11 protein-coding genes are annotated in these 26,748 nt (G+C 71.5%); all 11 read left to right on the forward strand.

Translation table 11 applies throughout. The features are described 5' to 3' along the window. The first annotated feature begins 16 nt into the window (after window positions 1-16). Window positions 17-1,045, forward strand: a complete 1,029-nt coding sequence (locus tag CLM62_RS51905) for a condensation domain-containing protein (RefSeq protein WP_257004123.1) — start codon at window positions 17-19, stop codon at window positions 1,043-1,045. Then, entirely contained in the window at window positions 1,045-18,888 is a 17,844-nt protein-coding gene (locus CLM62_RS27455; protein WP_143659158.1) for a non-ribosomal peptide synthetase, read from the forward strand. Before CLM62_RS51905 ends, CLM62_RS27455 begins: the two co-directional genes overlap by 1 nt. Continuing rightward, the gene (locus tag CLM62_RS27460; protein WP_095752601.1) at window positions 18,885-19,649 is read left to right on the forward strand and encodes a thioesterase II family protein; all 765 of its coding nucleotides are present in this window, start codon (window positions 18,885-18,887) and stop codon (window positions 19,647-19,649) included. The genes CLM62_RS27455 and CLM62_RS27460 overlap by 4 nt, the downstream gene beginning before the upstream one ends. Further along, on the forward strand, window positions 19,640-20,905 hold the full coding sequence (gene ccrA / locus CLM62_RS27465) for a crotonyl-CoA carboxylase/reductase (protein WP_095752602.1): 1,266 nt from the start codon (window positions 19,640-19,642) through the stop codon (window positions 20,903-20,905). The genes CLM62_RS27460 and ccrA overlap by 10 nt, the downstream gene beginning before the upstream one ends. Next, window positions 20,902-22,047, forward strand: coding sequence for a CaiB/BaiF CoA-transferase family protein (locus CLM62_RS27470; protein WP_095752603.1), 1,146 nt, complete (start codon window positions 20,902-20,904; stop codon window positions 22,045-22,047). Before ccrA ends, CLM62_RS27470 begins: the two co-directional genes overlap by 4 nt. Beyond that, on the forward strand, window positions 22,044-23,267 hold the full coding sequence (locus tag CLM62_RS27475) for a cytochrome P450 (RefSeq protein WP_095752604.1): 1,224 nt from the start codon (window positions 22,044-22,046) through the stop codon (window positions 23,265-23,267). Before CLM62_RS27470 ends, CLM62_RS27475 begins: the two co-directional genes overlap by 4 nt. Window positions 23,268-23,359: 92 nt before the next feature. After that, on the forward strand, window positions 23,360-23,569 hold the full coding sequence (locus tag CLM62_RS27480; RefSeq protein ID WP_095752605.1) for an MbtH family protein: 210 nt from the start codon (window positions 23,360-23,362) through the stop codon (window positions 23,567-23,569). Window positions 23,570-23,708: 139 nt separating this feature from the next. Beyond that, window positions 23,709-24,116 (forward strand): aspartate 1-decarboxylase, encoded by a 408-nt coding sequence (gene panD / locus CLM62_RS27485; RefSeq protein ID WP_095752606.1) that lies wholly within the window; start codon window positions 23,709-23,711, stop codon window positions 24,114-24,116. Window positions 24,117-24,156: 40 nt separating this feature from the next. Next, window positions 24,157-25,122, forward strand: coding sequence for a 2,3-diaminopropionate biosynthesis protein SbnA (gene sbnA / locus CLM62_RS27490; RefSeq protein WP_095752607.1), 966 nt, complete (start codon window positions 24,157-24,159; stop codon window positions 25,120-25,122). 21 nt (window positions 25,123-25,143) lie between these two features. Beyond that, entirely contained in the window at window positions 25,144-26,145 is a 1,002-nt protein-coding gene (gene sbnB, locus CLM62_RS27495; RefSeq protein ID WP_095752608.1) for a 2,3-diaminopropionate biosynthesis protein SbnB, read from the forward strand. A gap of 131 nt (window positions 26,146-26,276) precedes the next feature. Beyond that, entirely contained in the window at window positions 26,277-26,624 is a 348-nt protein-coding gene (locus tag CLM62_RS27500; RefSeq protein WP_179382251.1) for a methyltransferase, read from the forward strand. Window positions 26,625-26,748 lie beyond the last annotated feature (124 nt).

Below are 26,748 nucleotides of genomic sequence, written 5' to 3' on the forward strand. Positions count from 1 at the left end.
CTCCTGGCGGATCCTGCTGCCGGACCTGGCGGCTGCCTATCGGGCCGCCGAGGCGGGCCGTGCGGTGGCACTCACGCCGGTGACGGCCTCCTTCCGCGGATGGGCCAGACGGCTTTCCGCCGCCGCCAAGGATCTGCGGCGGCGGGAGGAACTGCCGTGGTGGCGCCGCACACTCGCCGCGGGACCCGGGCTGTTCGGCGAGGACGCTCTGGTGCCCGAGCGGGACACCTTCGCCGACCTCGGCCGACTGCGTACCACCGTGCCCACGGAGCTGACGTCGGCGATCCTCGGCGAGGTGAGCACCGCCCTGAACCTCCGGGTGGACGAGGTCCTGCTGTCCGCCCTGGCGCTCGCGGCCGACGAGTGGCGCCGCCGACGGCGGATCCCCGGCCAGGGCGTGCTCGTCGACGTCGAGGCCCACGGCCGGGACCTGACAGGGGACACTGAGGGAACCGACCTGTCCCGCACGGTCGGTTGGTTCACCCGGATACATCCCGTCCGGCTCGACCCCGGCACGGTGCCACCCGAGGATCTGCGTTCCGGCGGCCAGGCCGTGGAGCGCGCCGCGCGCCGGGTGAAGGAACAGCTCCGCGGGTGCCCCGACGGCGGAGCCGGATACGGCCTGTTGCGCTACCTGACGCCGGACGGGATCGACAAACCCCTGGCCCGTCGCCGGGCCGAGGTCGGGTTCAACTACCTCGGCCGGTTCGAGGTCTCCGACGAGGCGGACTGGCTTCCGACCGCCGACCCCGTGCCCGTGCCGGCCGCCGATCCGCGGATGCCGGTGCCGCACGCCCTCGAACTGACGATTGTCTGCACAGACCTGCCCCGGGGGCCGGAGTTCTCGGTCACCTGGAGTTGGGCGCGCGCACTCCTCGGCGAACAGCAGGCGGCCGACTTCGCCGACCTCTGGAACGAGACGTTGGCGGCGCTGTGCGCCCGCGCCCGCACGGGAAGCAAGGCCGGCCGCACTCCTTCCGACGTACCCCTGGTCTCGCTCAACCAGGAGGAACTGGACCTGCTCGAAGAGAAGTGGAGTTTCTGATGGACCGTTCCGGGGTCGTCGACGTACTTCCGCTGTCACCCCTGCAGGAGGGCATGCTCTTCCACGCCCAGCTGGGCGACGGGCAGGCCGATCCGTACGTAGTGCAGCTCGTCCTGGCTCTCGACGGTCCGATCCGTGCCGACGGGCTGCGGCAGGCCGCCGAGCGGATTCTGACTCGGCACCAGAACCTGCGGGCCGCCTTCCTCAGCCAGCGCGAAGGCACGCCCATCCAGGTCGTGCCGCGCCGCGTGGAGGTGGCATGGCAGCAGCACGACCTGAGCGCACTGCCGCTGCCGGAGCGGGAGGCGGAGCTGGCTCGGCTGCTGCGGGAGGACCGGGACGCCGGATTCGACCTGGCCCGGCCGCCGCTGATCCGGTTCACCCTGGTCCGGCTGGCACCGGACGCACACCGCTTCGTGGTGACCAACCATCACATCCTGCTCGACGGCTGGTCCGGCCCGCTGATGCTGCGCGACCTGTTCTCCGTGTACGCGGCCGACGGCGACGACGGCCACCTGCCCGCGGTCACGCCGTACCGCGAGTACCTGCGGTGGCTGTCCGAACGCGACCGTGACGCCGCCCGGCAGATGTGGGGCGAAGTGCTGTCCGGACTGGACGGGGGGACTCTCGTCGCGGCGCAGGGCATCGGCCGGGCCGCCGCGCGGCCGTCGAGCCACGAGCACGTCACGGTGCGGCTGCCCGCGCAGGTCACCGATGCGCTGCGGGAGACCGCGAAGGACTTGCGCATCACGGTGAGCACCACGGTGCACACGGCCTGGGCCCTGCTGCTGGCCCGGCTGACCGGCCGGGTCGACCTCGTCTTCGGCAGCGTGGTCTCCGGCCGGCCCCCGGTACTGCCCGGGATCGAGACCATGGTCGGCCTGCTGATCAACACCGTGCCAGTGCGCGTCAGGCTGGACCCGGCCGAGTCGCTGGGAGAACTCGCCGCGCGGGTCCAACGCGAACAGTCGGCGCTCGCCGACCACCAGTACCTGAGCCTGGCCGAGCTGCACCGGCCAGCAAGTGCCACCGAACTGTTCGACACGGCCGTGGTGTTCGAGAACTACCCGGTCGACCGGGACGGTGTGCAGGCCATGCTCGACGGCGTACGGGTGTCGGTCGAGAGCGCCGAAGACGCCATGCACTACCCGCTGAGCCTCGGCGCCTCCCTGCGCGGAAGCGCGCTGGAGCTGAGGGTGATGCACCGAACCGACGTCTTCGACACCGAGCGGGCACGGGCGATCGCCGACCGGCTGGTCGACCTGCTGGGCGAACTGGCCACCCGGCCGGGAGCGGGCGTCGCCCGCACCGACACGCCATTCCGGGCGGAAACAGCCCGGGCACTGACCCACGCCCGCGGCTCGGACGCGGACCTCGCGGCGACCGACCTGCCCAGCCTGATCGAGGCCCAAGCCGCCCGCACTCCGCACGCCGTCGCGGTCGTGGCCGAGGACACCACGCTCACCTACGCCGAACTCGACGCGTGGGCCGACAGGCTCGCCGGACACCTCGTCCGACGTGGCGCCGGCCCGGAGCGCACGGTGGCCGTGGCCCTGCCCCGCTCGGCCGAACTGATGGTGGCGCTGTACGCGGTGCACAAGACAGGGGCCGCCTATCTGCCGATCGATCCCGGCTACCCGGCGGAGCGCATCGCGTTCATGCTGGCCGACGCCGAACCCGCGGTCGTCCTCGACGACCCGTCCGAGGTCCGCGCATCCCGGGCGCAGACCGGTTCCGCCCCGCCGAGGACCCTGTGGCCGGACAGCCCGGCCTACGTCATCCACACCTCGGGCTCCACCGGCCTGCCCAAGGGCGTCGTGGTCAGCCATGCCGCGATTCTCAACCGGCTGCGGTGGATGCAGGACACCTACGGGCTGCGCGCCGACGACCGGGTGTTGCAGAAGACACCGTCGAGCTTCGACGTGTCCGTCTGGGAGTTCTTCTGGCCGCTGATCACCGGGGCCACGCTGGTCCTCGCGCGGCCGGAGGGCCACAAGGACCCGCGCTACCTCGCGGAGCTCATCCAGAAGCAGCATGTCACCACGGCGCACTTCGTCCCTTCGATGCTGCAGATGTTCCTGGAGGAACCGGCCGCGTCCGGATGCTCCTCGCTGCGGCTGGTCGTGTGCAGTGGCGAGGCGCTGCCCGTGGAACTGGCCGCGTCGTTCCGGCGCACCCTCGGCGCCGAGCTGGCCAACTTCTACGGCCCCACCGAAGCGGCCGTGGACGTGACGGCCTGGGACGTGTGCGACGACATGGTCCCGATCGGCCGACCCGGATGGAACACCCAGGCCCACGTCCTCGACGCCTACCTGCGCCCCACTCTGCCCGGAGTGCCCGGTGAGCTTTACCTGGCGGGCGCCCAGCTCGCCCGCGGCTACCTCGGCCGGCCCGGGCTGACCGCGGAACGGTTCGTCGCCAACCCGTGGACACCCGGCGAACGGATGTACCGCACCGGTGACCTCGTCCGCCGCAGGGCCGACGGAGTCCTCGAGTTTCTGGGCCGGACCGACGACCAGGTCAAGATCAGAGGCTTCAGGGTCGAACTGCGCGAAGTCGAGTCGGCGCTCGCACGGCACCCCGGCGTCCGCCGGGCCGTGGTGGTGGCGCACGGCCAGGAACTGGCCGCCTACCTGCTCGCCAGGCCCGGCACGGACATCTCGGCGGTCCGTGAACTGGCCGCCTCGGTACTGCCGGAGTACATGGTGCCCTCGTCCTTCACGACGCTGGACGAGATACCGGTCGGGCCGAGCGGCAAGGTCGACCGCCGGGCGCTGCCCGCGCCGCAGCGCCCCCACAGTGCCGGACGGCGCCCCCGCAACCCGCGCGAGTCGATCCTGTGCGACCTGTTCGCCGAGGTGCTGGGACTGGCCGGGACCGGCATCGACGACGACTTCTTCGCCCACGGCGGTCATTCGCTGCTCGCCACCCGGCTGGTCAACCGGATCCGTGCCACGCTCGGTGTCGAGGTCGCCCTCCGGCAGTTGTTCGAGACACCGACCGTGGCGGGCCTCGCGGCTGCGCTGGACCCCGCTGCCGCCACCCGGCCGTCCCTGCGCCCCATGCCGCGTCCCGAGCGCATCCCGCTGTCGTTCGCGCAGCGGCGGCTGTGGTTCATCAACCAGCTCGAGGGGCAGAGCCCGACGTACAACATCCCCGTCGTGCTGAACCTCAGGGGCCGGCTGGACACGGACGCGCTGCGCGCCTCCCTGGCCGACGTGATGCTGCGGCACGAAAGCCTGCGCACGGTCTTCCCGTCCCACGACGGCCTGCCGCACCAGGTGGTGCTGGCACCGGACGCCGTCGAGCCGCAGCTCACCGTGGCCGCCGTCGCCCCCGACGCACTCGACGACGCGGTGCGCGCAGCGGTGGGCCACACCTTCGACCTGACCGCGGAACCACCGTTGCGTGCCTGGGCGTTCACGTCCCGGGCATCCACCGAGAACCACGTCCTGGTCCTGCTGCTGCATCACATCGCCGGCGACGGCTCCTCGCTCAGCCCGCTCCTCGGCGACCTCGGCACGGCCTACGCCGCGCGGCGCGACGGTGCGCGGCCCGACTGGGCGCCTCTGCCCGTGCAGTACGCCGACTACGCGCTGTGGCAGCACCAGATGTTCGGCGACGGCCAGGACATCGACAGCCTCATCGGCCGCCAGGTGACGTTCTGGACCACCGCCCTCGACGGTGTCCCGGCGGAACTCGACCTGCCGACCGAGCGGCCGCGGCCCGCGGTGGCCAGCTATCGCGGCGACACCGTCGACTTCACACTCGACGCCGATCTGCACGCCGAACTCGCCGACCTCGCCCGGACCGGCCGGGCCACGCTGTTCATGGTGCTGCAGGCCGCCTTCGCGGCACTCCTGACCCGGCTGGGCGCCGGCACCGACATTCCGCTGGGCACACCTGTCGCCGGTCGGACTGACAACGCGCTCGACCGGCTCGTCGGGTTCTTCGTCAACACCCTGGTGCTGCGCTGTGACACCTCGGGCAACCCCGCGTTCCGTCAGCTCCTCGCCCGGGTCCGCGCCACCGACCTCGATGCCTACGCCCACCAGGACCTGCCCTTCGAGCACCTGGTGGAGACGATGAACCCGGCGCGTTCTCTGTCGGGCAACGCCCTGTTCCAGGTGATGTTCGCCCTGCAGAACGTCGACAACGTCACGGTCGACCTGCCCGGCCTGACCGCCCGCCCCCGTCCGGTGCACGCCCGCAACGCCAAGTTCGACCTGTTCGTCAGCATGGCCGAGCGCCGTACGGCAGCGGGCGGACCCGACGGCCTGTATGGCACGGTCGAGTACGCCACCGACCTCTTCGACCGGGAGACCGTGGAACGGCTCGTCGCATGGTATAGCGAGTTCCTGCGGGCTGTGGTGCGCGACCCCGCGACCCCCATCGAGCAGGTGGTGTTCCTCTCCCCGGCCGAGCAGCAGGACCTGCTGGTGACGCGCAATCGGACGGACCGGCCCCTGCCGTCCCACTTCCTGCACGAACGCTTCCAGCAACAGGCTGCAGCCACACCAGACGCTCCCGCGGTGCGCTGCGGCCGCGACGGGCTGACTTACGCCCAGCTCAACGCGCGCAGCAACCGCCTTGCCCGTGAGCTGATCGCCCACGGCGTCGGACCCGAACACGTCGTCGCCCTGGCCGTCCCCCGCTCGGTCGACATGGTCGTGGCACTACTCGCCGTCCAGAAGGCCGGGGGCGTGTACCTCCCCATGGACCCCACGCATCCGGCCGAGCGGCTGGAGTTCCTGCTCGGCGATGCCCAGCCGGCCCTCCTGATCACCACCCCGGACATCGCACCCCGCCTGCCCGCGGGGGACACCCCGATGATCGTGCTCGGTGACCCCTCGACCGAGCGCGCCCTGGCCGGGCAGGACGCCTCGGACCCGGCCGACGAGGACCGCGTCGCGCCGATCCTGCCCGGCAACGCCGCCTACATCATCCACACCTCCGGCTCCACCGGTCGGCCCAAGGGCGTCGTGATCTCCTACCGGAGCATCATCAACAACCTGACGGGTTTCGCCGAGCGGTTCCCGATGAGCAGTGACGACTGCACGCTCGCCGTCGCGACCGTCGCGTTCGACATCGTCGCGGTCGACGTCTACCTGCCCCTGCTGCACGGCGGCCGGGTGGTCGTCGCCGAGTCGGAGGCCGTCCGCCACCCCGCCGCGCTCGCCGAACTCGCCGTGCGCAATGGCGCCACCGTCCTGCAGGCCACACCGTCGCTGTACCGCACGCTGCTCGCTCACGCGCCCGAAGGACTGCGCGGGATGCGGCTGCTGGTCGGCGGCGAGGCGCTGGGCGCCGGCCTCGCCGCGCGGATGGAGGCGGTGGGCCGCGGGGTCGTCAACCTCTACGGCCCCACCGAGACCACCGTGTGGAGCACCCTGGCCGAGGTCGACGCCTCCCGGACGGTCGCCGACGGCCCGCCTCCGGTGGGCAGTCAGACCCAGAACGTCCGCATGTACGTGCTCGACCCCAACCTGCGACCGGTGCCCGTCGGCGTCACCGGTGAGCTCTACATCGCCGGGACGGGCCTCGGGCGGGGATACCTCGACCGTCGGTCGCTGACCGCGCAACGGTACGTGGCCGATCCCTTCGGCGAGCCGGGAAGCCGGATGTACAGCACCGGCGACCTGGTGCGGTGGCGCCGGGCCGGCGGACTGAACTTCGTGGGCCGGGCCGACGACCAGGTCAAGGTACGCGGTTTCCGCATCGAACTCGGTGAGGTCGAGGCGGCACTGTCCCGCCAGGACGACGTCGTGGAGGCCACCGTCTTGGTCGACGAGACGGGCGACGGCGAGCGCACGCTCGTCGGCTACGTCGTCCCCGGCACGGCATGGTCCGCGGGCCGCGACGAGCAGGAGGAGAACGACCAGGTCAGCTCGTGGCGCGACCTCTACGACTCGCTCTACGCCGACCAGGTCGCCGACGGAGGTTTCTGGGAGGACTTCACGGTCTGGCAGAGCAGCTACGACGGCCGGCACCTCCCGCTCGCCGAGATGACCCAGTGGCGCTCGGCGGTCGTCGACCAAGTGCTGCGGCTGAAGCCCCGGCGCGTCCTGGAGATCGGCGTCGGCAACGGCCTGCTGCTGTCCCGGCTGGCCCCCCAGTGCGAGGCGTACTGGGGGACGGACTTCTCCCCGTCGGTGATCACGGAGCTGGGGGAGCGGCTGCGGGCGCACGGCGAGGACCGGCCGGGCATCGAACTGCGGGTCCAGAGCGCCGACGACGTCAGTGGACTGCCCCGCGACTTCTTCGACACCATCGTGCTCAACTCGGTGGTCCAGTACTTCCCGCACGCGGGCTACCTCACCGACGTGCTGCACAAGTGCCTGGATCTGCTGGTGCCCGGCGGCTCCGTCGTCCTCGGCGACATCCGCAACCTGCGCCTGCTGCGCTGTCTGCAGACGGCGGTCGCCGTCGGACGGCTCACCGACGCAGCGGACACGTCCTCGGTCCGTGCCCTGGTGGAGCACAAGGTGGCCGCCGAGGAGGAGCTGCTGCTGGCACCCGACTTCTTCGTCGCGCTCGCCCGGACGTCCCCCGACATCGCGGGGGTGGACATCAGGCTCAAGCGGGGCCGGTTCGACAACGAGCTGTCGCGCTACCGCTACGAGGTGGTGATCATCAAGGCACCCGCCGCCCCGGCCCCGGTCGACCGCCTGCCCAAGACGGACTGGACGGACCTGGGCTCGACCGGCGCACTGGCCGAGGCGCTGCGGGGCGCGCCCGGCGGCCTCCGCGTCACCGACGTGCCCAACGGCCGGCTGTTCGCCGAGTACGACGCCCTGCGTGAGCTGCGGCGTGGCAGCGGAACCGCCCGAGTGCTGGCCGCCCTGCGGGCCGAGGGGCGGGGTGTGGACCCCGAGGACCTCCACGACGTGGGTGCCGCTCACGGCTTCCAGGTGGTGACCACCTGGTCCGGACAGGGCCGGGACGACTGCTTCGACGCGGTCTTCCTGCCCGCGCACGCCGACGCCACCGCGGTGCAGGCCTACGCGGGGGACTCGGCCGGGGACAGCCTGCAAGAGCACGCCAACAGCCCCGCACGCACCCGCCGCCTGCGGGGATTCAGCGACCGGCTGCGGACCGGCCTGCGGCGGTGGCTGCCGGACTACATGATCCCGGCCGCCTTCGTCATCCTCGACGAACTCCCCCTGAACGCCAATGGAAAGCTCGACAGAAGCGCACTGCCGAAGCCGGACTTCGCGGTCCTGTCGTCCGGACGCCCGCCGCGCACGCCCCGGGAGCAGGTGCTGTGCGAGCTGTTCGCCGAGGTGCTCGGGGTGCCCGAGGTGACCATCGACGACAACTTCTTCGAACTTGGCGGGCACTCCCTGCTGGCCACCAGGCTCGTCAGCAGGATCAGGTCGGTCACCGGCATCGAGATCCCGATCCGGCACGTCTTCGAGGGCGCCACCGTCGCTGCCCTGTGCGAACGACTGGACGCCCGCACACCGGCGCGTCCGCCGCTCCTCCCGATGCCGAGGCCGCCGCGCATCCCGCTGTCGTTCGCGCAGCTGCGCCTGTGGTTCCTCAACCGTTTCGAGACGTCCTCACCGGGCTACAACCTGCCGACCGTGCTGCGCCTGAGCGGAGACCTGGACCGGGACGCGCTCCGCGAGGCGCTGTGCGACCTGGTGGCCCGTCACGAAACGCTGCGCACGGTGTTTCCCGAGCAGGACGGCGAGCCGTCCCAGATCGTCCGGCCCGCCGAGCGGGCGCGGCCCGAACTCCCGGTGGTCGCCACCGATCCGGACGCGCTGCCCGGAGCCCTGGCCGCGGCCGGCCGGGTGCCCTTCGACGTCACGACCGACCTGCCGCTGCGCGCCACTCTGTTCGCGCTCGACGACCACGAGCATGTGCTGCTGCTGGTCCTGCACCACATCGCGGCCGACGGCTGGTCGGTCGGACCGCTCGCCCGGGACCTGGCCGCGGCCTACCGGGCCCGGGCGCGGGACCAGGCCCCCGACTGGCCCGACCTGCCGGTGCAGTACGCCGACTACGCGCTGTGGCAGCGCGAGGTGCTGGGCAGCCCCGACGACCCCGACAGCGCGATGTCCCGCCAGCTCGTCCACTGGCGCCGGGCACTGGCTGCCGCCCCGGCGGAGACCTCGTTGCCCACCGACCGGCCGAGAGCCGAGAACTCCACACCGGCGGGCGAGCGGCTGTCGTTCGAGCTGGGGGCCGATCTGCACGCCCGGCTGCTGGACCTCGCTCGTGCGCACCGTGCCAGCCTGTTCATGGTGCTGCAGAGTGCCGTCGCCGCCCTCCTCACCCGCGTGGGCGCCGGCACCGACGTCCTGCTCGGCAGCGCGATCGCCGGACGGACCGACACGGCCACGGAGGACTTGGTCGGGTTCTTCGTCAACACCCAGGTACTGCGCGTGGACACCTCCGGCGATCCGGGATTCGGTGAGCTGATCGACCGGGCCCGGCAGGCGGGTCTGGCCGCCTACGACAACCAGGACCTGCCGTTCGAGCACCTTGTGGAGGCGCTCAATCCGGAGCGTTCGCTGGCCCGCCATCCCCTGTTCCAGGTCATGATGGTGCTCCAGAATGCCCCCCGGACCGAGACGTCCCTGCCGGGCGTGCGGATCACCGGTGAACCGCTGGACGTGGGCGCGGTCAACTTCGACCTGGGGTTCAACCTCGCCGAACGCGACCCGGTCGCGGGCCGTCCCGCAGGCGTGGCCGGCATGGTGGAGTACCGCTCGGACCTCTTCGACCGGCTCACGGTGGAACGGCTCGTCGACCGGCTGCGGCGGCTGCTGGAGACGGTGGCGGCCGACCCGTCGGTGCGGATCGGAGCCGTGGACCTCACGGCCGGGGACGCACTCGACGGGCATCTGGCCCCGGTGCCGGCTGTCCGGGAGATCAACCTCGCCCGGATCGAGGAGGTCCTGGCCGAGCACGACGACGTTCAGCAGGTCGCCGCCGTGCTCCACTACGACACGGAAGCGGGGAGGCAGACCGTCGCGGTGCATGTCCTTGCCGAGGACGACCATGCGCTCGACGTCGACCGGCTGCGCGCGTTCGCCGCTCGATGGCTGCCGGACCACCTCGTGCCGGCCGAGTACACCGTCGCCCCCGCTCCGGCCGCACGCCCGCCCGCCCCTCGGCCCGCCATGGACGCGACGCCCCCGGCGACGCCGCGTCAGGAGACCCTGTGTGCCCTGTTCGCCGAGGTACTCGAGCGCCCGTCCGTGGGCGTCGACGAGGACTTCTTCGCGGTCGGCGGACACTCCCTGCTGGCCGTTCGGCTGATCGGCCGGGTGCGCGACGCACTGGGGGTGGAGCTGCCCATCCGACGGCTCTTCGAGGCCACGACGGTGCGCGCCCTCGACGCGGTGTTCGATGATCAGGCGGCCGCCCGCCCCCGCGTCGCCCCGGTGACCCGGCCGAAACGCGTCCCGCTGTCGTTCGCCCAGCAACGGCTATGGGTGCTCGACCGTCTGGAGGGGCCGTCGGCGACCTACAACATCCCGTTCGCGCTGCGCCTGAGGGGGCCCCTGGACGAGACGGCCCTGCAGACCGCTCTGAGGGACGTGCTGGACCGGCACGAAGTGCTGCGCACGGTCATCGACAGCGACCACGGTGTGCCCTACCAGCGGATCCTCCCCGTCGACGAAATCTGGCCGGGCCTGGCCGTCGGCGACGTCGCACCCGACGCACTCGCCGCGGAACTCGCGGCGGCATCGGCGCATGCCTTCGACCTGTCCGAGGAACCCCCGCTGCGGGCACGGCTGTTCAGGCTCGCTCCCGAGGACCACGTCCTGTCGGTGGTCCTGCATCACATCGCCGGCGACGGAGCCTCCCTCGAACCGCTCGCCACGGACCTGTCCACCGCTTATGCCGCTCGCAAGCGGTCTGTCGCACCCGACTGGCATCCTCTGCCCGTGCAGTACGCGGACTACACGGTGTGGCAGCGCGAGCTCCTCGGAGACGAGAACGATCCCGACAGCCTGATCGCCCGGCACATCCGGTACTGGAGCGACACACTGGCCGAACTGCCCGAGGAGCTTCCGCTGCCCACCGACCGCCCACGCCCGGCGGTCGCCGGGCACCAGGGCGAACTGGTCGAATACACCGTCTCCGCGGACACCCACCGGTTGCTCGCCGAGCTCGCCGAACGCCACGGCGTGACGCTGTTCATGGTGATGCACGCGGCCCTCGCCGCGGTGCTCACCCGGCACGGCGCCGGTACCGACGTACCGATCGGCACCCCGGTGGCCGGCCGCGACGACAGCGCGCTGGATCCGATGATCGGGTTCTTCGCCAACACGGTGGTCCTGCGCACCGACACCAGCGGCGATCCGGACTTCGCCACCCTGCTGGACCGCGTCCGGCAGACCGACCTGGCCGCGTACTCCCGCCAGCACGTGCCCTTCGAACGGCTCGTCGACATGCTCGGTGTCGAGCGGTCCATGGCCCGCAACCCCCTGGTACAGGTCATGCTGGCGTTCGACCAGTACGGCGCTTCCCCGCTGCGCCTCGACGGGGTGCGGGTGAGCGCGCAGCCCACGGGCCATGTCGCGGCGAAGTACGACCTTGCCGTCAACGTCGCCGAACGCCGTGGTGCCGACCGGGAGTACGAGGGCCTCGCAGGAGCCCTGGAACTCGCCACGGACCTGTTCGACCGGCGCACCGGGGAAGAACTGGCCGCGCGGCTGGTGCTCTTCCTCGATCAGGTCGCGGCCGATCCCACGCTGCGGATCGGGGCGGTGCGCCTGGAACCGGCCGCCGACCAGTTCCCCTGGAACGACACGGACCGCCCCGTGCCCGTCGAGCACGCGCTGGCCGCCTTCGAACGGCAGGTCCCGCACTACCGGGACTACGACGCCGTCGTGTGCGGCGAGGATCGGATCAGCTATCAGGAGCTCAACGAGCGCGCCAACCGGCTGGCCCACCGGCTCATCTCGCGGGGGATCGGTGCCGAGCAGATCGTCGCGCTCTACCTTCCGCAGTCCGTCGACCTGGTCGTCGCCCTGCTGGCGGTACTGAAATCCGGAGCAGCGTACATGCCGGTGGACCCCGACTACCCGGCCGAGCGGGTGCGCCTGCTGTTCGGCCGGGCCGCTCCCGCACTGGTCCTGGCCAAGGGCGACGCGGGACCGACGGCCGCGCCCGTCCTGGACCCGGCGGAACACCTGCCGGACCTCCCCGCTCACGACCCCACCGACACCGATCGGCTGCTTCCCTGGTCGCCCGACCATCCGGCCTACCTGATCCACACCTCGGGTTCGACCGGCACCCCACGGGGCGTGCTGGTGACCCACCGCGGACTGCCGGGCCTGGCCCTCAGCCTTGCGGACGCCTATCAGGTCGTGCCGGGAAGCCGGGTCCTGGAATTCGCCTCGCCGGGCTTCGACGTGGCCACCGGGGACATCCTGTTCACGCTGTCATCGGGCGCGGCCGTGGTGCTGCCCGATACCGACCGGGTCACCGCTGCGGCGAACCTGGCCGATCTGGTGGCGCGCCACGGCGTCACGCACACGACGCTGACCCCGACCGTCGCCGCACGCATCCGCCCCGGCGCGCTGCCGGACGGCTTCGTGCTCGCCCTGGGCAGCGAGACGGTACCGGGTTCGCTCGTGGACCAATGGGCCTCGTCGTGCCGGGTCCTGAACGTCTACGGCCCGACCGAGTGCACGGTGGCGTCGACAATCACCGGGGCATTGACCGGTGACGGTGCACCACCCCTGGGCCAGCCGCTCGCCAACACCAAGGCATACGTGCTCGATCCCGCGCTGCGCCCGGTACTGCCCGGCATGGTCGGCGAGCTCTACCTGTCGGGTCCGGGACTGGCCCGGGGCTATCGCGGCGAACCGGCCGTGACCGCCGGCCGGTTCGTCGCCGATCCGTACGGCGCACCGGGTGCGCGCATGTACCGCACGGGCGACCTGGTCCGTCGGCGCCGGGACGGCGAACTCGACTTCATCGGCCGGGCCGACGGACAGGTGAAGATCCGCGGCCACCGCGTGGAGCTGGGCGAGCTCGAGCAGGTCCTCCTCGGCCATCCCGCCGTGCGCGCCGCTGCGGCGGCCGCCTTCTCCACTCCGGCCGGGAAACGGCTGGCCGGATACGTTGTCGCAGAACCCGGCGGCGTAAGCCTCTCCGAGCTGCGCGGGTGGCTCGCCGAGCGGGTCCCCGACCACCTCGTGCCGACCGCGCTCGTCCCTGTGGACGCCCTGCCGTTCACGGCCCACGGCAAGGTGGACCGGGCGAAGCTGCCCGCTCCCGCCACCGGTGCGGCCCCGAGTGCCGGCCGAGTGTCGGGCCACACCCCGGTCACCGAGTACGAGCGCGTTCTGTGCCGTCTGATCGGCGACCTGCTGGGTCAGTCCGACCTGCCGGCCGACGGTCACTTCTTCGAACTCGGCGGCGACAGCATCCTCGCCATCCAACTGGTGAGCCGGGCGGACCGGGAGGGACTCTCGCTGACCCCGCGCGACGTCTTCGCGCACCCGGTGATCGCGGAACTCGCCGCCGTGGCCGCGTCCGGCCGCCCCGCCCCGGCACCCGTGTCCGATCAGGGGGTGGGTTCGGTCCCGCTGACCCCGGCCATGCACTGGCTGCGCGAACTCGGTGAGGACATCGCAGGCTTCGAGCAGTCCGTGGCCGTCCCGGTTCCGGCCGGACTCGACCGGGGCCACGTCACCGCCGCGCTGCAGGCCGTCCTCGACCATCACGACACCTTGCGGATGCGCCTGTCCCGTGACGGCGACACAGGGCTATGGGCACTGGACATCCCGGAACCGGGAGCCGTCGACGCGCAGGACCTGCTCGTCGTCGCCGACGCGACCGGGCTGTCCGGCGACGCACTGCGCGAGCTGGCGGCCCAGTCGGTGGGCGCTGCCCGGGACCGCCTCGACCCCGACGGCGGGGTCATGCTTGCCGCGGTGCTGCTGGCAGGGGAACCCGGCGCACCCGGTCTGCTGTCCCTCACCGCCCACCATCTCGTTGTGGACGCCGTGTCGTGGCGGATCCTGAGCGGCGATCTCGACCAGGCCCTGACCGCTCTGGCGGAGGACCGGCCGGTCGAGCTCGCCCCGGTCGGCACCTCCTTCAAGCGCTGGGCCGAATGGCTGGTCGCCGCCGCCGCGGACCGTTCCCGGCTCACCGAGGTCCGGCACTGGACGGACGTACTGCGCACCCCCGACCCCGCGCTGGGCGACCGGCCGCTCGATCCCTTCGAGGACACCGTCGCCACGACCCGGTCGATCCGGCGGACGGCCCCGGCCGGGACGACGGCTCCGCTGCTTACCGAGGCCCCTGCTTCGTTCCACGGCCGGGTACCCGACGTGTTGCTCACCGCGCTGGCCCTGGCCGTCGGCGAGTGGCGAAAGCGCCGCGGTATCCCGGCGACGAGCGCGGTCCTGCTCGACGTGGAGGGGCACGGCCGGGTCGAGCAGGACGGACTCGACCTCACCCGGACCGTCGGATGGTTCACCACGCTGCACCCGGTGGCCCTCGATCCCGGGGCACTGGAGTGGGCGAACGTCCGGCACGGTGCCCCGGACCTGGGCACGGCCGTGAAGCGGGTGAAGGAACGGCTGCGGTCCGTGCCCGACTCCGGGCTCGGCTTCGGCCTGCTGCGCTACCTCAATCCCCAGAGCATGCCGCTGCTGGCGCGGGCGGGCACGCCGCAGATCTGCGTCAACTACCTGGGGCGGGTGGCCGGCCCGGCCGATTCCGCCCCTGCGACGATGCCGCCGCGGGAAACCGCCGCGCGGGCCGTGGCCCACGCCGTCGCGCTCGACGCCATGGTCAGGGACACCCCCGAGGGACCACGACTCGTCGCGAACTGGACCTGGCCGGCAGGGGTGCTGGCCGAGCGGGACGTGGAAGAGCTGGCCGATCTCTGGTTCGAGGCTCTGGAGGGCATCGTCGTCCATGCGCGCGGCGCGACGGCCACCCGTAGTCCCTCGGACTTCCCGCTCGTCGACCTCACCCAGCAGCAGGTGGACTGGATCGAGCGGACCTGGCCGGCACTCTCGGACGTGCTGCCGGTCACCCCCTTGCAGGAAGGCCTGCTCTTCCACGCGCTGCTCGACGGCCCCGACCGCGAACACGACGACCCGTACGTAGTGCAGAGCGTCCTCGCCCTGCCCGGAGAGCTGGATCCCGACGCGCTGCGTCAAGCGGTCCAGACGGTCGTCGAACGCCACGACGCGCTACGCGCGGCGTTCGTCCAGACACCGGACGGTCCCCCTGTCCAGGTGATCGCCGAACAGGTGACCGTCCCCTGGAAGGAAGCCGCGGCTGTTGATGCGGCCGAGCTGGCCGCGTTGGCGGCCGGGGAACGCCGCGCGGGCTTCGACCTGGCCGCTCCGCCCCTGATCCGGTTGCTGCTGGTGCGGTTGGCCGGAGAAGAACACCGGCTGGTCATGACCAACCATCACATCCTGCTGGACGGCTGGTCGCTGCCGTTGCTGCTGCGCGAGCTCTTCGCCGCCTACCGGACCGCCGGGGACCAAGCCCGGCTTCCGGCGGTGACTGCGCACCGTGCCTTCGCCTCATGGCTGGCGGGGCAGGACCGGGAGACGGCACGGGAGGCCTGGCGGGCCGCCCTGTCGGGTGTGGACAGCTGCCGAGTGGCCGCCGGTGGCGGTGCGGCCGCAGGTCCGCGGCAGGAAGTGCGTCGGCGGCTGCCCGCGCGGGTCGCGGCATTGGTACGGGAGACGGCTCGCACACTGGGTGTCACGACCAGCGCCATGGTGCACGTCGCCTGGGGGCTCGTACTCGGTCGTCTCACCGGACGGCGGGACGTCGTCTTCGGCAGTGTGGTGTCGGGGCGACCGCCGGCCGTCCCCGGCGTCGAGTCGATGATCGGCTGCTTCATCAACACCGTGCCGGTCCGGCTCACTCCACGCCCCGCCGAGACCGTGGCGGACATCCTGCGCCGCTTCCAGGCCGAACAGGCGGCTCTCGGCGAGGCGCAGCACCTCGGGCTGGCCGAGGTGCACAGGCTGATCGGCGCCGGTGAACTGTTCGACACCGCGCTGGCGTTCGAGAACTATCCGACCGGCGGGGACGCCGTCCGGGTGGGCCCGTCCGACACGGCCGTCCGGCTGGAGCAGGCCAGGGACGGGATGCACTATCCGATCGGCCTGGTGGCCGCCGCCCACCCCGACGGGATGGGGCTGCGACTGGTCCACCGCGTCGACCTGATCCCCCCGGCCCGGGCGGAGCAGATCGTGACCTGGCTCAGCGACGCGCTGGAATCGATGGCAGCCGATCCGGACCAGCCGGTCGAGCGGGTCACCGGGCACCGGGACCGGGCACCGATCATGGCGGCCGCTTCGTCCGTGGACTCGGCCGACCGCGATCCGATCGCCCTCTTCGCCGGCCAGGTGGCCAAGACCCCCGACGCCCCAGCCGTGACCGGCGAGAACCGGACCTTCACCTACGCCGAACTCGACGCGTGGTCCGACCGGCTGGCGCGGGCCCTGGTGGCGGCCGGGGCCGGCGCGGAGACCACGGTGGCCGTGCTGCTGGAGCGCACGCCCCGGATGATCGCCGCGCTGCTCGCTGTGTTGAAGGCGGGTGCCGCCTACGTGGCGCTCGACCAGCGGTTCCCCACCGCGCGGATACGGACCGTCCTGGCCGAGTCCCGCGCCGCGCTGCTGCTCGCCGACGGCGAAGGGGCGACGGACTTCGGGGTCCCGCTCGTCGATCCGGCCACGGTCGTGCCGCCCGGCGACGACGTCGAGCTCCCCGCCGTACCGGTGCGGGCCATGGCCTACGTCATGTCCACGTCGGGCTCGACCGGCCGTCCCAAGGCCGTGGCCGTCTCCCGCCGGGAGCTCACCTGGCTCGCCGGTGAGGAGGGCTTCCGCGCACCGCGCCGGTCGCTCGTGCACAGTCCGCTCGCCTTCGACGCGTCCACCGCGGAGATCTGGGGCACTCTGCTCAACGGCGGCTGCCTGGTCCTCGCCCCGCCCGGTGACCTGGACACCGTCACGCTCGCCCGCGTCATCCGCGACGAGCGGGTCACCTGGGCCTGTTTCACCCCCGTCCTGTTCCGGACGCTGGTCGAGGACGAGCCGTCGTGCTTCGAGGGCCTGCGGGAGGTGCTCCTCGGCGGCGACGTCGTCCCGCCCGCGGCCGCGCGGGAGGTGCTGCGGCGCAATCCCGGCCTGTCCCTCGCCAACGGATACGGCCCGGCCGAGACCACGGTGTTCGTCACGGTCCACCGGATGCGCTCCGCCGGAAGTGCCGGCGCGCCCGTGCCCATCGGGCTGCCGCTGCCCGGCATCCGGATGCACCTCCTGGACGACGCCCTGCTACCGGTACCCGAGGGAACCGTCGGCGAGATCTACATCGCGGGCGACGGAGTCGGCCGCGGCTACCTGGGGCAGCCGGGCCTGACCGCGACCCGGTACGTCGCCGAGCCCGGCGGGTCGGGCGCACGCGCCTACCGCACCGGCGATCTGGCGCGCCTGAACTCCGACGGCCTGCTTGAGTTCGCCGGCCGCGTCGACACACAGGTCAAGATCCGGGGGTTTCGGGTCGAACCGGGCGAGGTCGAGTCCGTGCTGGCCGCCCACCCCGGTGTCGCGCACTGCGTCGTGGTCGTTTCCGGCGAGGGGCCGGCGGGTCCGCGTCTGGTGGCGCACGCCGTGCCGTCGGCCGGACACCGGCCGGACGCCGCCGAACTGACCCGTTTCGCCCAGGACCTGCTGCCCGCCTACCTGGTGCCGCCGGTCGTCGTGGTCCGCGACTCGCTGCCGGTGACGGCCAACGGCAAGGTCGACCGCGCCGCGCTCGGCGCGGTGACACCGGTCCGGCGGGCGCGCACCGCCCCGGTCAACCGGACGGAAGAAGTGCTGTGCGAGCTGTACCGCGACGTACTGGGCGTACCCGAGGTCGGCACCGACGACGACTTCTTCGACCTCGGCGGCGATTCCCTGCTCGCGATGCGGCTGATCGGCCGGATCCGGCGCCGGCTCGGCGGCGCGCCGACCATCAGAGACCTGTTCCTTACCCCCACGGTCGCCGGATTCGCCCGTCGGCACATCCTGGGCGGCGGCATCGCCCAGGACACCGCCTTCGACGTCCTGCTACCCCTGCGCCCCCAGGGGACGGCGGCGCCGGTCTTCTGCCTGCCCCCGGCGAGCGGGCTCGGCTGGCGCTACTCGGGTCTGATCCGGGTGCTGTCGCACACCGTGCCGATCCACGCCCTGCAGGCTCCCGGATACAGCGACGACGGCCCGCTGCCGGGATCCGTGGCCGAACTCGCCGCCGACTACACGACCCGGATCAGGAAGGCCGCGCCGGGCCCGTACCGGCTTGTCGGCTGGTCCTTCGGCGGACTCGTCGCCCACGAGGTCGCGACGAGGCTGCGCCAGGCGGGGGAGGACGTGGAACTGCTGGCCGTACTCGACGCGGCGCCGGCGGCAGGGCTGGTGACCGGGTCGCCCGACGGCGTGAGCATCCTGCGGACGCTGCTGGAGACGGTCGGTGACCTGTCCGACCGGTTGCCGGACGGGATGACGGCGGAAGAAGCGGAGACGCTGTTGCGCGAGCACGACAACCCGATGGTGGCCCTGCTGGGCGAACGGTCGCGGCGGCTGGTGCAGGTCTCCCGGAACTTCACCGAACTGGCCGCCTCGCATGTTCCGGACACCTTCGACGGCGACATGGCCTTCTTCCCCGCCGTCCGCGGTCACGGCGCGAGCCGCCTGACCGTGGACAGCTGGCGGCCCCACGTCACCGGCACCATCACCACGTATCCGATCGACTGCGAACACCAGCAGATGCTCGACGGCGCACCCCTGCGCGAGATCGGCCGCGTCCTGCGGGCGGCCCTCGACGACGGCGCACCCGCATGACCGCCCGCGCGATGTCCCGGCACCTCGTGCTGGGCTCCGCGGACGCCCTGCACCGTGTCGTGCTGCTGCACTACGCGGGCGGGTCGGCCGCGTCGTTGCTGCCACTGGCCCGGCACATGCCGGACACCTGCGGCGTCGTCCTGCTGGAACTCAACGACCCCGGCGACCCCGCGCACACCTTCACCGAAGCGGTGACCCGGCTCCGGCCGGAGTTCGAGGAGCTGCTCGACCGCCCCACCGTCGTCTTCGGCCACAGCATGGGCGCGTTGCTGGCCCACGCGCTGGTCGAGGCATTGCCGGACCACCGCCGGCGCCTGGTGTCCGATGTCGTGCTGTCCGGATCCCGCTCGCCCACGACCACGAGCAGACTCGCGACCTTCCCGCCGACGGCGTTCACCGCCCGGTCCCGGACGGGGCTGCGGGACGACATGATCCGGTACGGCGGCTGCCCTCCGGAACTGTTCGCCGACACCGAACTGCTGGAGAGGGCCGTGACGGCCCTCGGCCACGACATGCAGCTCATCGACACATATTCCGGGCCGGTCCGCCGCGGCGGACGGCACGACGCCACGGAGTACCACATCTGGTACGGCGAGACCGACGACGAGGCGAGCGCGGACGAGGCCTGGCTGTGGGCCGACGACGTGCCGCGCCCGCCCCACCGGCGGGGCTTTCCCGGCGGCCACTTCTACCTGCTGGAACACACGGAGGCAGGCCAGGCGTTGCGCCGCCTCGCCGTCGCAGGGATTGGATGCACATGACACGAGACCTCTATGAGCTGGGCGAGATCCCCCCGCTGGGGGAGGTGCCCCGGCACATGTACGCGGCGCTGATCCGTCCGGAGCGATACGGCCCGCCGCAGGACGCGATCAAGGTCGAGACCGTCGAAGTGCCGCCGGTGGGCCCCGGCCAGGTGCTGGTGCTGGTGATGGCGGCCGGCATCAACTACAACGGCGTCTGGGCCAGTCTGGGCACACCCGTGGACGTGATCGCCGCCCGGCAGAAGCAGGGCGACCCGCACGGTTTCCACATCGCGGGCTCCGAAGGATCGGGGGTGGTCTGGGCTACCGGCGAGGGCGCCACTCGGTTCCGCGTGGGCGAGCACGTCGTGTTCGGCGGGCTGAAATGGGACGAGCGGGCGGACGACATCAGGCTCGGCACGGACCCGGCCGTCTCCCGCTCCCAGCGGGCCTGGGGATACGAACTCAACTTCGGCACTTTCGCCCAGTTCACCGTGGTCGACGAGTACCAGCTGCACCCCAAGCCTGAACGGCTCACCTGGGAGGAGGCCGGCTGCTTCCTCGCCGGCGGCGCCACCGCGTACCGCCAGCTGTGCGGATGGCCGCCGCACACGGTCCGGCCGGGCGACCCGGTCCTGGTGTGGGGCGGCTCGGGCAGCCTCGGTTCCATGGCGATCCAGATCGTCGATCTGCTCGGCGGCGTGCCCATCGCGGTGGTGTCGGCCGAGGAGAAGGTCGAGCACTGCCTCCGGCTGGGTGCCCGAGGCGTGATCGACCGCACCCAGTTCGACCACTGGGGCAGGCTGCCGGACCACACCGACACCGCCGCGTACCACGACTGGCTCAGCGGTGTCCGTGCCTTTGGCCGCAGGATCTGGGACGTGCTCGGCGAGCGCCGGTCGCCCCGCATCGTGCTCGAACATCCGGGCCAGGACACCCTGCCGACCTCGCTGTACGTCTGCGACAACGGCGGGATGGTGGTCACCTGCGCCGGGACCAGCGGCTACAACGGCGACGTGGACCTGCGCTTCCTGTGGATGTTCCAGAAGCGCCTGCAAGGGTCGCACTGCGCCAACGCCCGGGAGTCCCGGGAGGTCACCAACCTGGTCGCGGCGGGCAGACTCGATCCCTGCCTCAGCCGCACGGCACCGTTCGACGACATCGCCGAACTTCACCGGCTCATGTACGAGAACGCCCATCCGCCCGGCAACATGTCCGTGCTGGTGAACGCTCCCGAGCCGGGGATGACAGCCCTGCCCGGCGGGGTGGCGGCATGACGGGCCCGCAGGACACGCCGTGGCTGCCGCTGCGGCAGCTGCGCGTCCTGGACCTGACACGGCTGCTGCCGGGCGGCTTCGCCAGTTCGCTGCTCGCGGACCTGGGGGCGGACGTCGTCAAGGTCGAGCCACCTGGCGGAGACCCGCTCCGGCAGGTCATGCCCGAGACGTTCGCCGCGATCCACCGCAACAAGCGCTCGATGGTGCTCGACCTGGCCGAGCCTGAAGGAAAACGGTCCTTCCTGGCCCTGGTGCCCCGGTTCGACGTGGTGATCGAGAGCCACCGGCCCGGTGTGCTGGACCGGCTCGGCCTCGGCTTCGACGCGCTGCGGCGTGCCAATCCACGTGTGGTGCTCTGCTCCCTGTCGGGCTTCGGCCAGACCGGCCCCTACTCCCGGCGTCCCGGTCACGATGTGAACTTCCTGGCCCTGTCCGGGTTCTTCGCCGTACCGCAACGGCCGGCCGGCACTGTGGACCGCCCCGGAGTGCGGGTCGCGGACCTCACGGGAGCGATGTACGCCGCTCTGTCGATCACCGTGGCGGCGCAGCATGCCGCGACGACGGGCACCGGTCAGCATGTCGACGTGTCGCTGCACGAGGCGGCCGCGGCCTGGGCCGGACCGCTGGCCCTGCCTGCGCTCAATGTCGCCGCGGCCGACAGCCCAGTGGTCATCGGGGACAACGACGTGTTCACCACGCGCGACGGCCGACGCCTGTCACTCGTCCTCTTCGAGGACAAGTTCTGGCGTGCCTTCCGCGACCGGCTCGCCGGTGAGTTCCCCGCCCTGGCCACTGACGCCTACGACCGCCGGGCCGACCGGAACCGGCACAAGGAGGCCGTGTCCGTCCTCCTCGCCGCCGTCTTCGCCGACCGGGATCTGAAGTGGTGGATCGAGGTCCTCACCGAACTGGACCTGCCCTGGGCACCGGTTCACGAGACGGCGGCGGAGGTCGTCGACGACGAACACGTCCAGGCCCGGCAGCTGATCGCCGAGGTGCCGGGCGGACCGGAGGACCAGCAGTGGCACCAGGTCCGCTTCCCGGTGGTGTTCGGCGCCGGGCTCGACTCCTTCCGCACGCCCGCACCGGACCTCGGCGAGCACACCGCCGAGGTCCTCAAGGGCAACGGACCACGCTCATGACCGGAAAGGCCGCCATGTCCACCTTCGCACCCGAGGATCCACGGCTGGACGAGATCCTGTCGTCCGCCGACCGGGACACCCGGTACGACACCCTGTCGGCGGGCCCGTCCGTGATGCGCGGACGCCACTTCGGCGGCGTCGAGCTCTGGCTCGTCACCGGATACGACGAGGTCGTCACGGTGCTCACCGATTCTCGCTTCAGCAACGACCTCAGCCGGCAGGACAGCGTTCCCCTGCCCGGCGCGAACCTGCCGGAAGACCTGCGTACAGCCCTGACCTCGACCCTCGCCGCCTACGACCCGCCGGACCACACCCGACTGCGCAGACTGGTGTCCCACGCCTTCACCGCCCGTCGGACACAGCGACTCGGGCCACGTGTCGAGCAGATCGTGGACGACCTGCTCACGGGACTCGCCGATCACGTCGACGCCGACGGCACAGTGGATCTGATGGAGCACTTCGCCCATCAGCTCCCCGTCCTGGTCATCGGTGAACTGCTGGGAGTACCGTCCGCCGACCAGCAGCGGTGGCGCTCGTCGGCCGCGGGGCTCACCAGCGGCGACCCGGCGAGGGTCGTGGCGGACGCCCGGGAGCTGATCGCCTACATGACGGAGGCGATCGCCGTACGACGCGACGCGCGGTGGGACACGGACGACCTACTCACCGCGCTCGTCCGGGCCAGAGACGACGGCGACCGGCTCACCGAGGGAGAACTCGTCTCCATGGCGCTGAGCATTCTGATCGCCGGGCACCGCACGACCGCTCATCTCGTCAGGACCATGGCGGTACTGGTCCTGACGGGAGCCGTGCGGTGCTCTGACCCGGCCGGGATCCCCGCGCTCGTCGAGGAGATCCTGCGCCGTCACGGGCCCGCGGAGGTGGGCACCTTGCGCATCGCACGCGAGCCGGTCGAACTGGGCGGAGCGACCATCGCGCCGGGAGACCTCGTCCAAGTGGTCCTGGCAACCGGCAACCGCGATCACCGCCGGTTCACCGAACCGGGCGTCATCGACCCCGCCCGGCGGGACAACGCGCACTTGGCGTTCGGCCACGGAGTGCACTACTGCCTGGGAGCCGCGCTCGCCAGGAGCATGGCCCACGCGGCGCTGGCCGGACTGCTGCGCTCCGCGCTGGCCATGACGCCGACACGGAGTCCGGCCCTCATGATCACAGATCCGTCCTCGGCTGTGCTGTCCGTACGGCTGGGCCCGCCAGTGTGACCGGGGTTCGACCACCCACTCACGAAAGATCCGCAAAGGACCCGAGGGAAATCCCTCAGGAAATCCCCCTACAGAAAGACCAAGGAGCAACCATGACCAATCCGTTCGACGACGAGGACGGCTCGTTCTACGTCCTGGTCAACGACGAGGGCCAGCACTCCCTCTGGCCCACTTTCGCGGACGTTCCGGAGGGCTGGACCGTCGCGCACGGCGAGGCGGACCGGCAGTCCTGCCTCGATTACGTCGAGGAGAACTGGACCGACATGCGTCCCAAGAGCCTGATCCGCGCCATGGGGGACTGATTCCTCACCGCCCTGACCGCGCATGCCGTTGCGTCGCCCGCCGCCCCGGCGCAACGGCATGCCCGGCGGCAGCCACACGGGCGTGGATGCCGCACACGATGCCGACACGACCGGCCGAGATCCGAAACCGAGGCACCTCATGCAGCGCACCTTGATGAACGGCAAGATCCACCGTGCCACCGTGACCCAAGCCGACCTGCACTACGTCGGCTCGCTGACGATCGACTCCGACCTGATGAAGGCGGCGGACATCGTGGAGAACGAGAAGGTCCAGGTCGTCGACATCACCAACGGCGCCCGGCTGGAGACCTACGCGATCGCGGGCGAACCCGGCTCCGGCGTGATCGGCGTCAACGGTGCGGCCGCGCACCTGGTGCTTCCCGGGGATCTGGTCATCATCATCACCTACACCCAGGTCCACGAGTCCGAACTGCACCGCCACCAGCCGAAGGTGGTGCACGTGGACGGTGCGAACAGGCAGGTCCATCAGGGGCACGACCCGGCCGAGCCGGTGCCCGGCGCACCTGCACAACTGCCGGGCCGGTAGTGGACGGGGAACTGGGGCCCGCGGCCCGAGGTGAACATCCATGACCATCATCACGTCACCGCAAGAGCTGTTCGGCTCCGATCTGTATGTCGACCTGCGTCCGGTGCTGGGACGCGAGCTCTATGTGAAGTGCGAGGGGCTGAACTTCGGCGGCTCGATCAAGATGAAGGCGGCCGCCTCCATGGTCGCCGCGGCCGAACGTGTCGCCCTGATCACCGAGGACACCGTGCTCATCGAATCCTCCTCCGGGAACCTCGGTGTGGCCCTCAGCGCCATCGCGGCGAGCAAGGGACTCAACTTCACCTGTGTCACGGACCGCCGGTGCAATCAGCTCACCGCCGCCACCATGCGGGCCCTGGGCACCACCGTTCTCGTGGTCGACGAGCCGCACCCCGAGGGCGGCTTCCTCAGAGCGCGGCTGGACCTGGTGCGCCGCCTGTGCACCGAGGACAGCCGCCATGTCTGGCTGAACCAGTACTCCAACGACGAGAACTGGAGAGCGCATTACGAGACGACCGCGCCCGAGATACTCAAACGCTTCCCCGACGTGGACGTCGTGTTCATCGGCGTGGGCACCTCCGGTACCGCGATGGGATGCGTGCGCTACTTCCGAGACGCGGGGAGCAGCGCCCAGGTCGTCGCGGTCGACGCCGTGGGGTCGGTGAGCTTCGGCGCCCCGGCGGCGCCCCGGCACATTCCGGGGCTGGGGGCGGGAGTGCGGCCGCCCATGCTCGATTCCAGTCTGTTCGACGATGTGGTCCATGTGCCGGAGAACGACGCCGTCCGCATGTGCCGCACCCTCTCCGCACGCGGAATGCTCTTCGGCGGTTCCACGGGAACCGTCGTCGGCGGGGCACACACCTGGCTCAACCGGCACGATGCCGGGCGCTCCCTGCAGTCGATCTGCATCTCACCCGACATGGGCGAGCGCTACCTGGAGACGGTCTACAACGACGACTGGGTGGTCGACCACTTCGGCCCGCAGGCCCTTCAGCCGATCCTCTGACTCCTGGAAAGGAAAGTCCGCGTGTTCGACTTCGACCTGGTTCCCGGACCCGTGGTCAACGAGATCTTGAACAACAACCGGACCGGTGTCATGGCGCTCGTGCGGCAGACGTACCTTCAGCACGAGGCCGGCGAGTCGGTGAACCCCGACAGCTGCTTTCTCCGCTTCCCGGAAAAGCCGGATGCGCGGATCATCGCGCTGCCTGCGTTCCTCGGCGCGGATGTCCAACTCGCGGGTATCAAATGGATCTCGAGCTTCCCGGCCAATACCTGCAAGTCCATACCGCGTGCCTCGGCCGTGCTGATCCTCAACAACTACGAGACCGGATATCCCATCGCCTGCATGGAGGCCGCGCAGATCAGCGCCGCACGGACGGCGGCCTCGGCTGCCGTGGCGGCACAGGCCCTGCGCCCCGGCGGGTACGAGGGAACCCGCATCGCGGTCGTCGGTGCCGGCGTCATCGCCCGCAATGTGTGCCGGTACCTGCGCGAGGCCGGCTGCCGCCCCGCCTCCTACCTCGTGCACGACGTGGACGAGACGTCCGGGCAGGCCCTCGTCGGCCACCTGCGCAGCGCCCTGGGGGAGCGCGCCGAGTTCACCGACGACCTCGGTACAGCTCTGAAGGCCGACACGGTGATCTTCGCCACCACGGCGGGCCGTCCCTATGTCCACACCCACTTCGAGCCGGAGCAGGTCGTCCTCAACCTGTCGCTGCGTGACCTCGCCCCCGAGGTGATCCTGACGGCGTCCAACGTCTTCGACGACGTCGAGCACTGCATGAAGGCCGACACCTCGCCGCACCTGGCGGAGCAGGCGACAGGGGGGCGGGACTTCGTGACCGGCACGCTCGCCGGAGTCCTGACGGGCGCCGTGTCCGTGCCGCCGGACAGGCCGGTGATCTTCTCGCCGTTCGGGCTCGGCATCCTCGACCTCGCCGTCGGCGCGTTCGTCCACCGCCGCGCCCGCACGGCCGGCACGACCGTTGCCGTGCCGGACTTCTTCGCCGAGACCCGGCGGTGGTGACGATCCTCCCCCGGTCCTGGTCATCCGGCGACGTCGGCCGCCCGGGAACGGGGGACAGCGGACCAACGGGACGATCATTCAGCCGGTATCGGGGCGGAGGATGTATGGCTGCTGGGGCAGGGCCTTTACGCGTGCATGAGCTGTTCGAGGCGCAAGTGGTTCGGTCGCCGGACGCCGTCGCCGTGGTCCACGGCGAACAGCGGTGCCATTCGCCGGACGCCGCCGCCGTCAGCCTGCTCCAGTCAGCGGCCAAGGCGGGTGGGCCGGGTGCTCGGGTGCTGATCGTCGAGGCTGTGATGCCGGACGGCGACGAGCCGCACGTGGCCAAGACGATCGACCTCACCATGCTCGCCATGGGCTCCGGGAAGGAACGCACCCGGTCGGAGTACGAGTCGCTGCTGAACGCCGCCGGTATCAGCATCGACAGGGTCGTGTCGACGCCGACTCCCTACTCGATCATCGAAGCGACGATCGACTGAGACCGTGTTCCGGGCCCATGCCTTGGCCGCGTAGGCCGCGTGCGAGGTTCCCCTCTCCGTCGGCGAGGGGAACCACCGCCTGAACGGCTGCGGCCTTGAGGCGGATGATGGCGGCGAAGCTCCT

This window comes from Streptomyces sp. SA15, from assembly GCF_002291145.1.
Classification (GTDB): domain Bacteria; phylum Actinomycetota; class Actinomycetes; order Streptomycetales; family Streptomycetaceae; genus Streptomyces.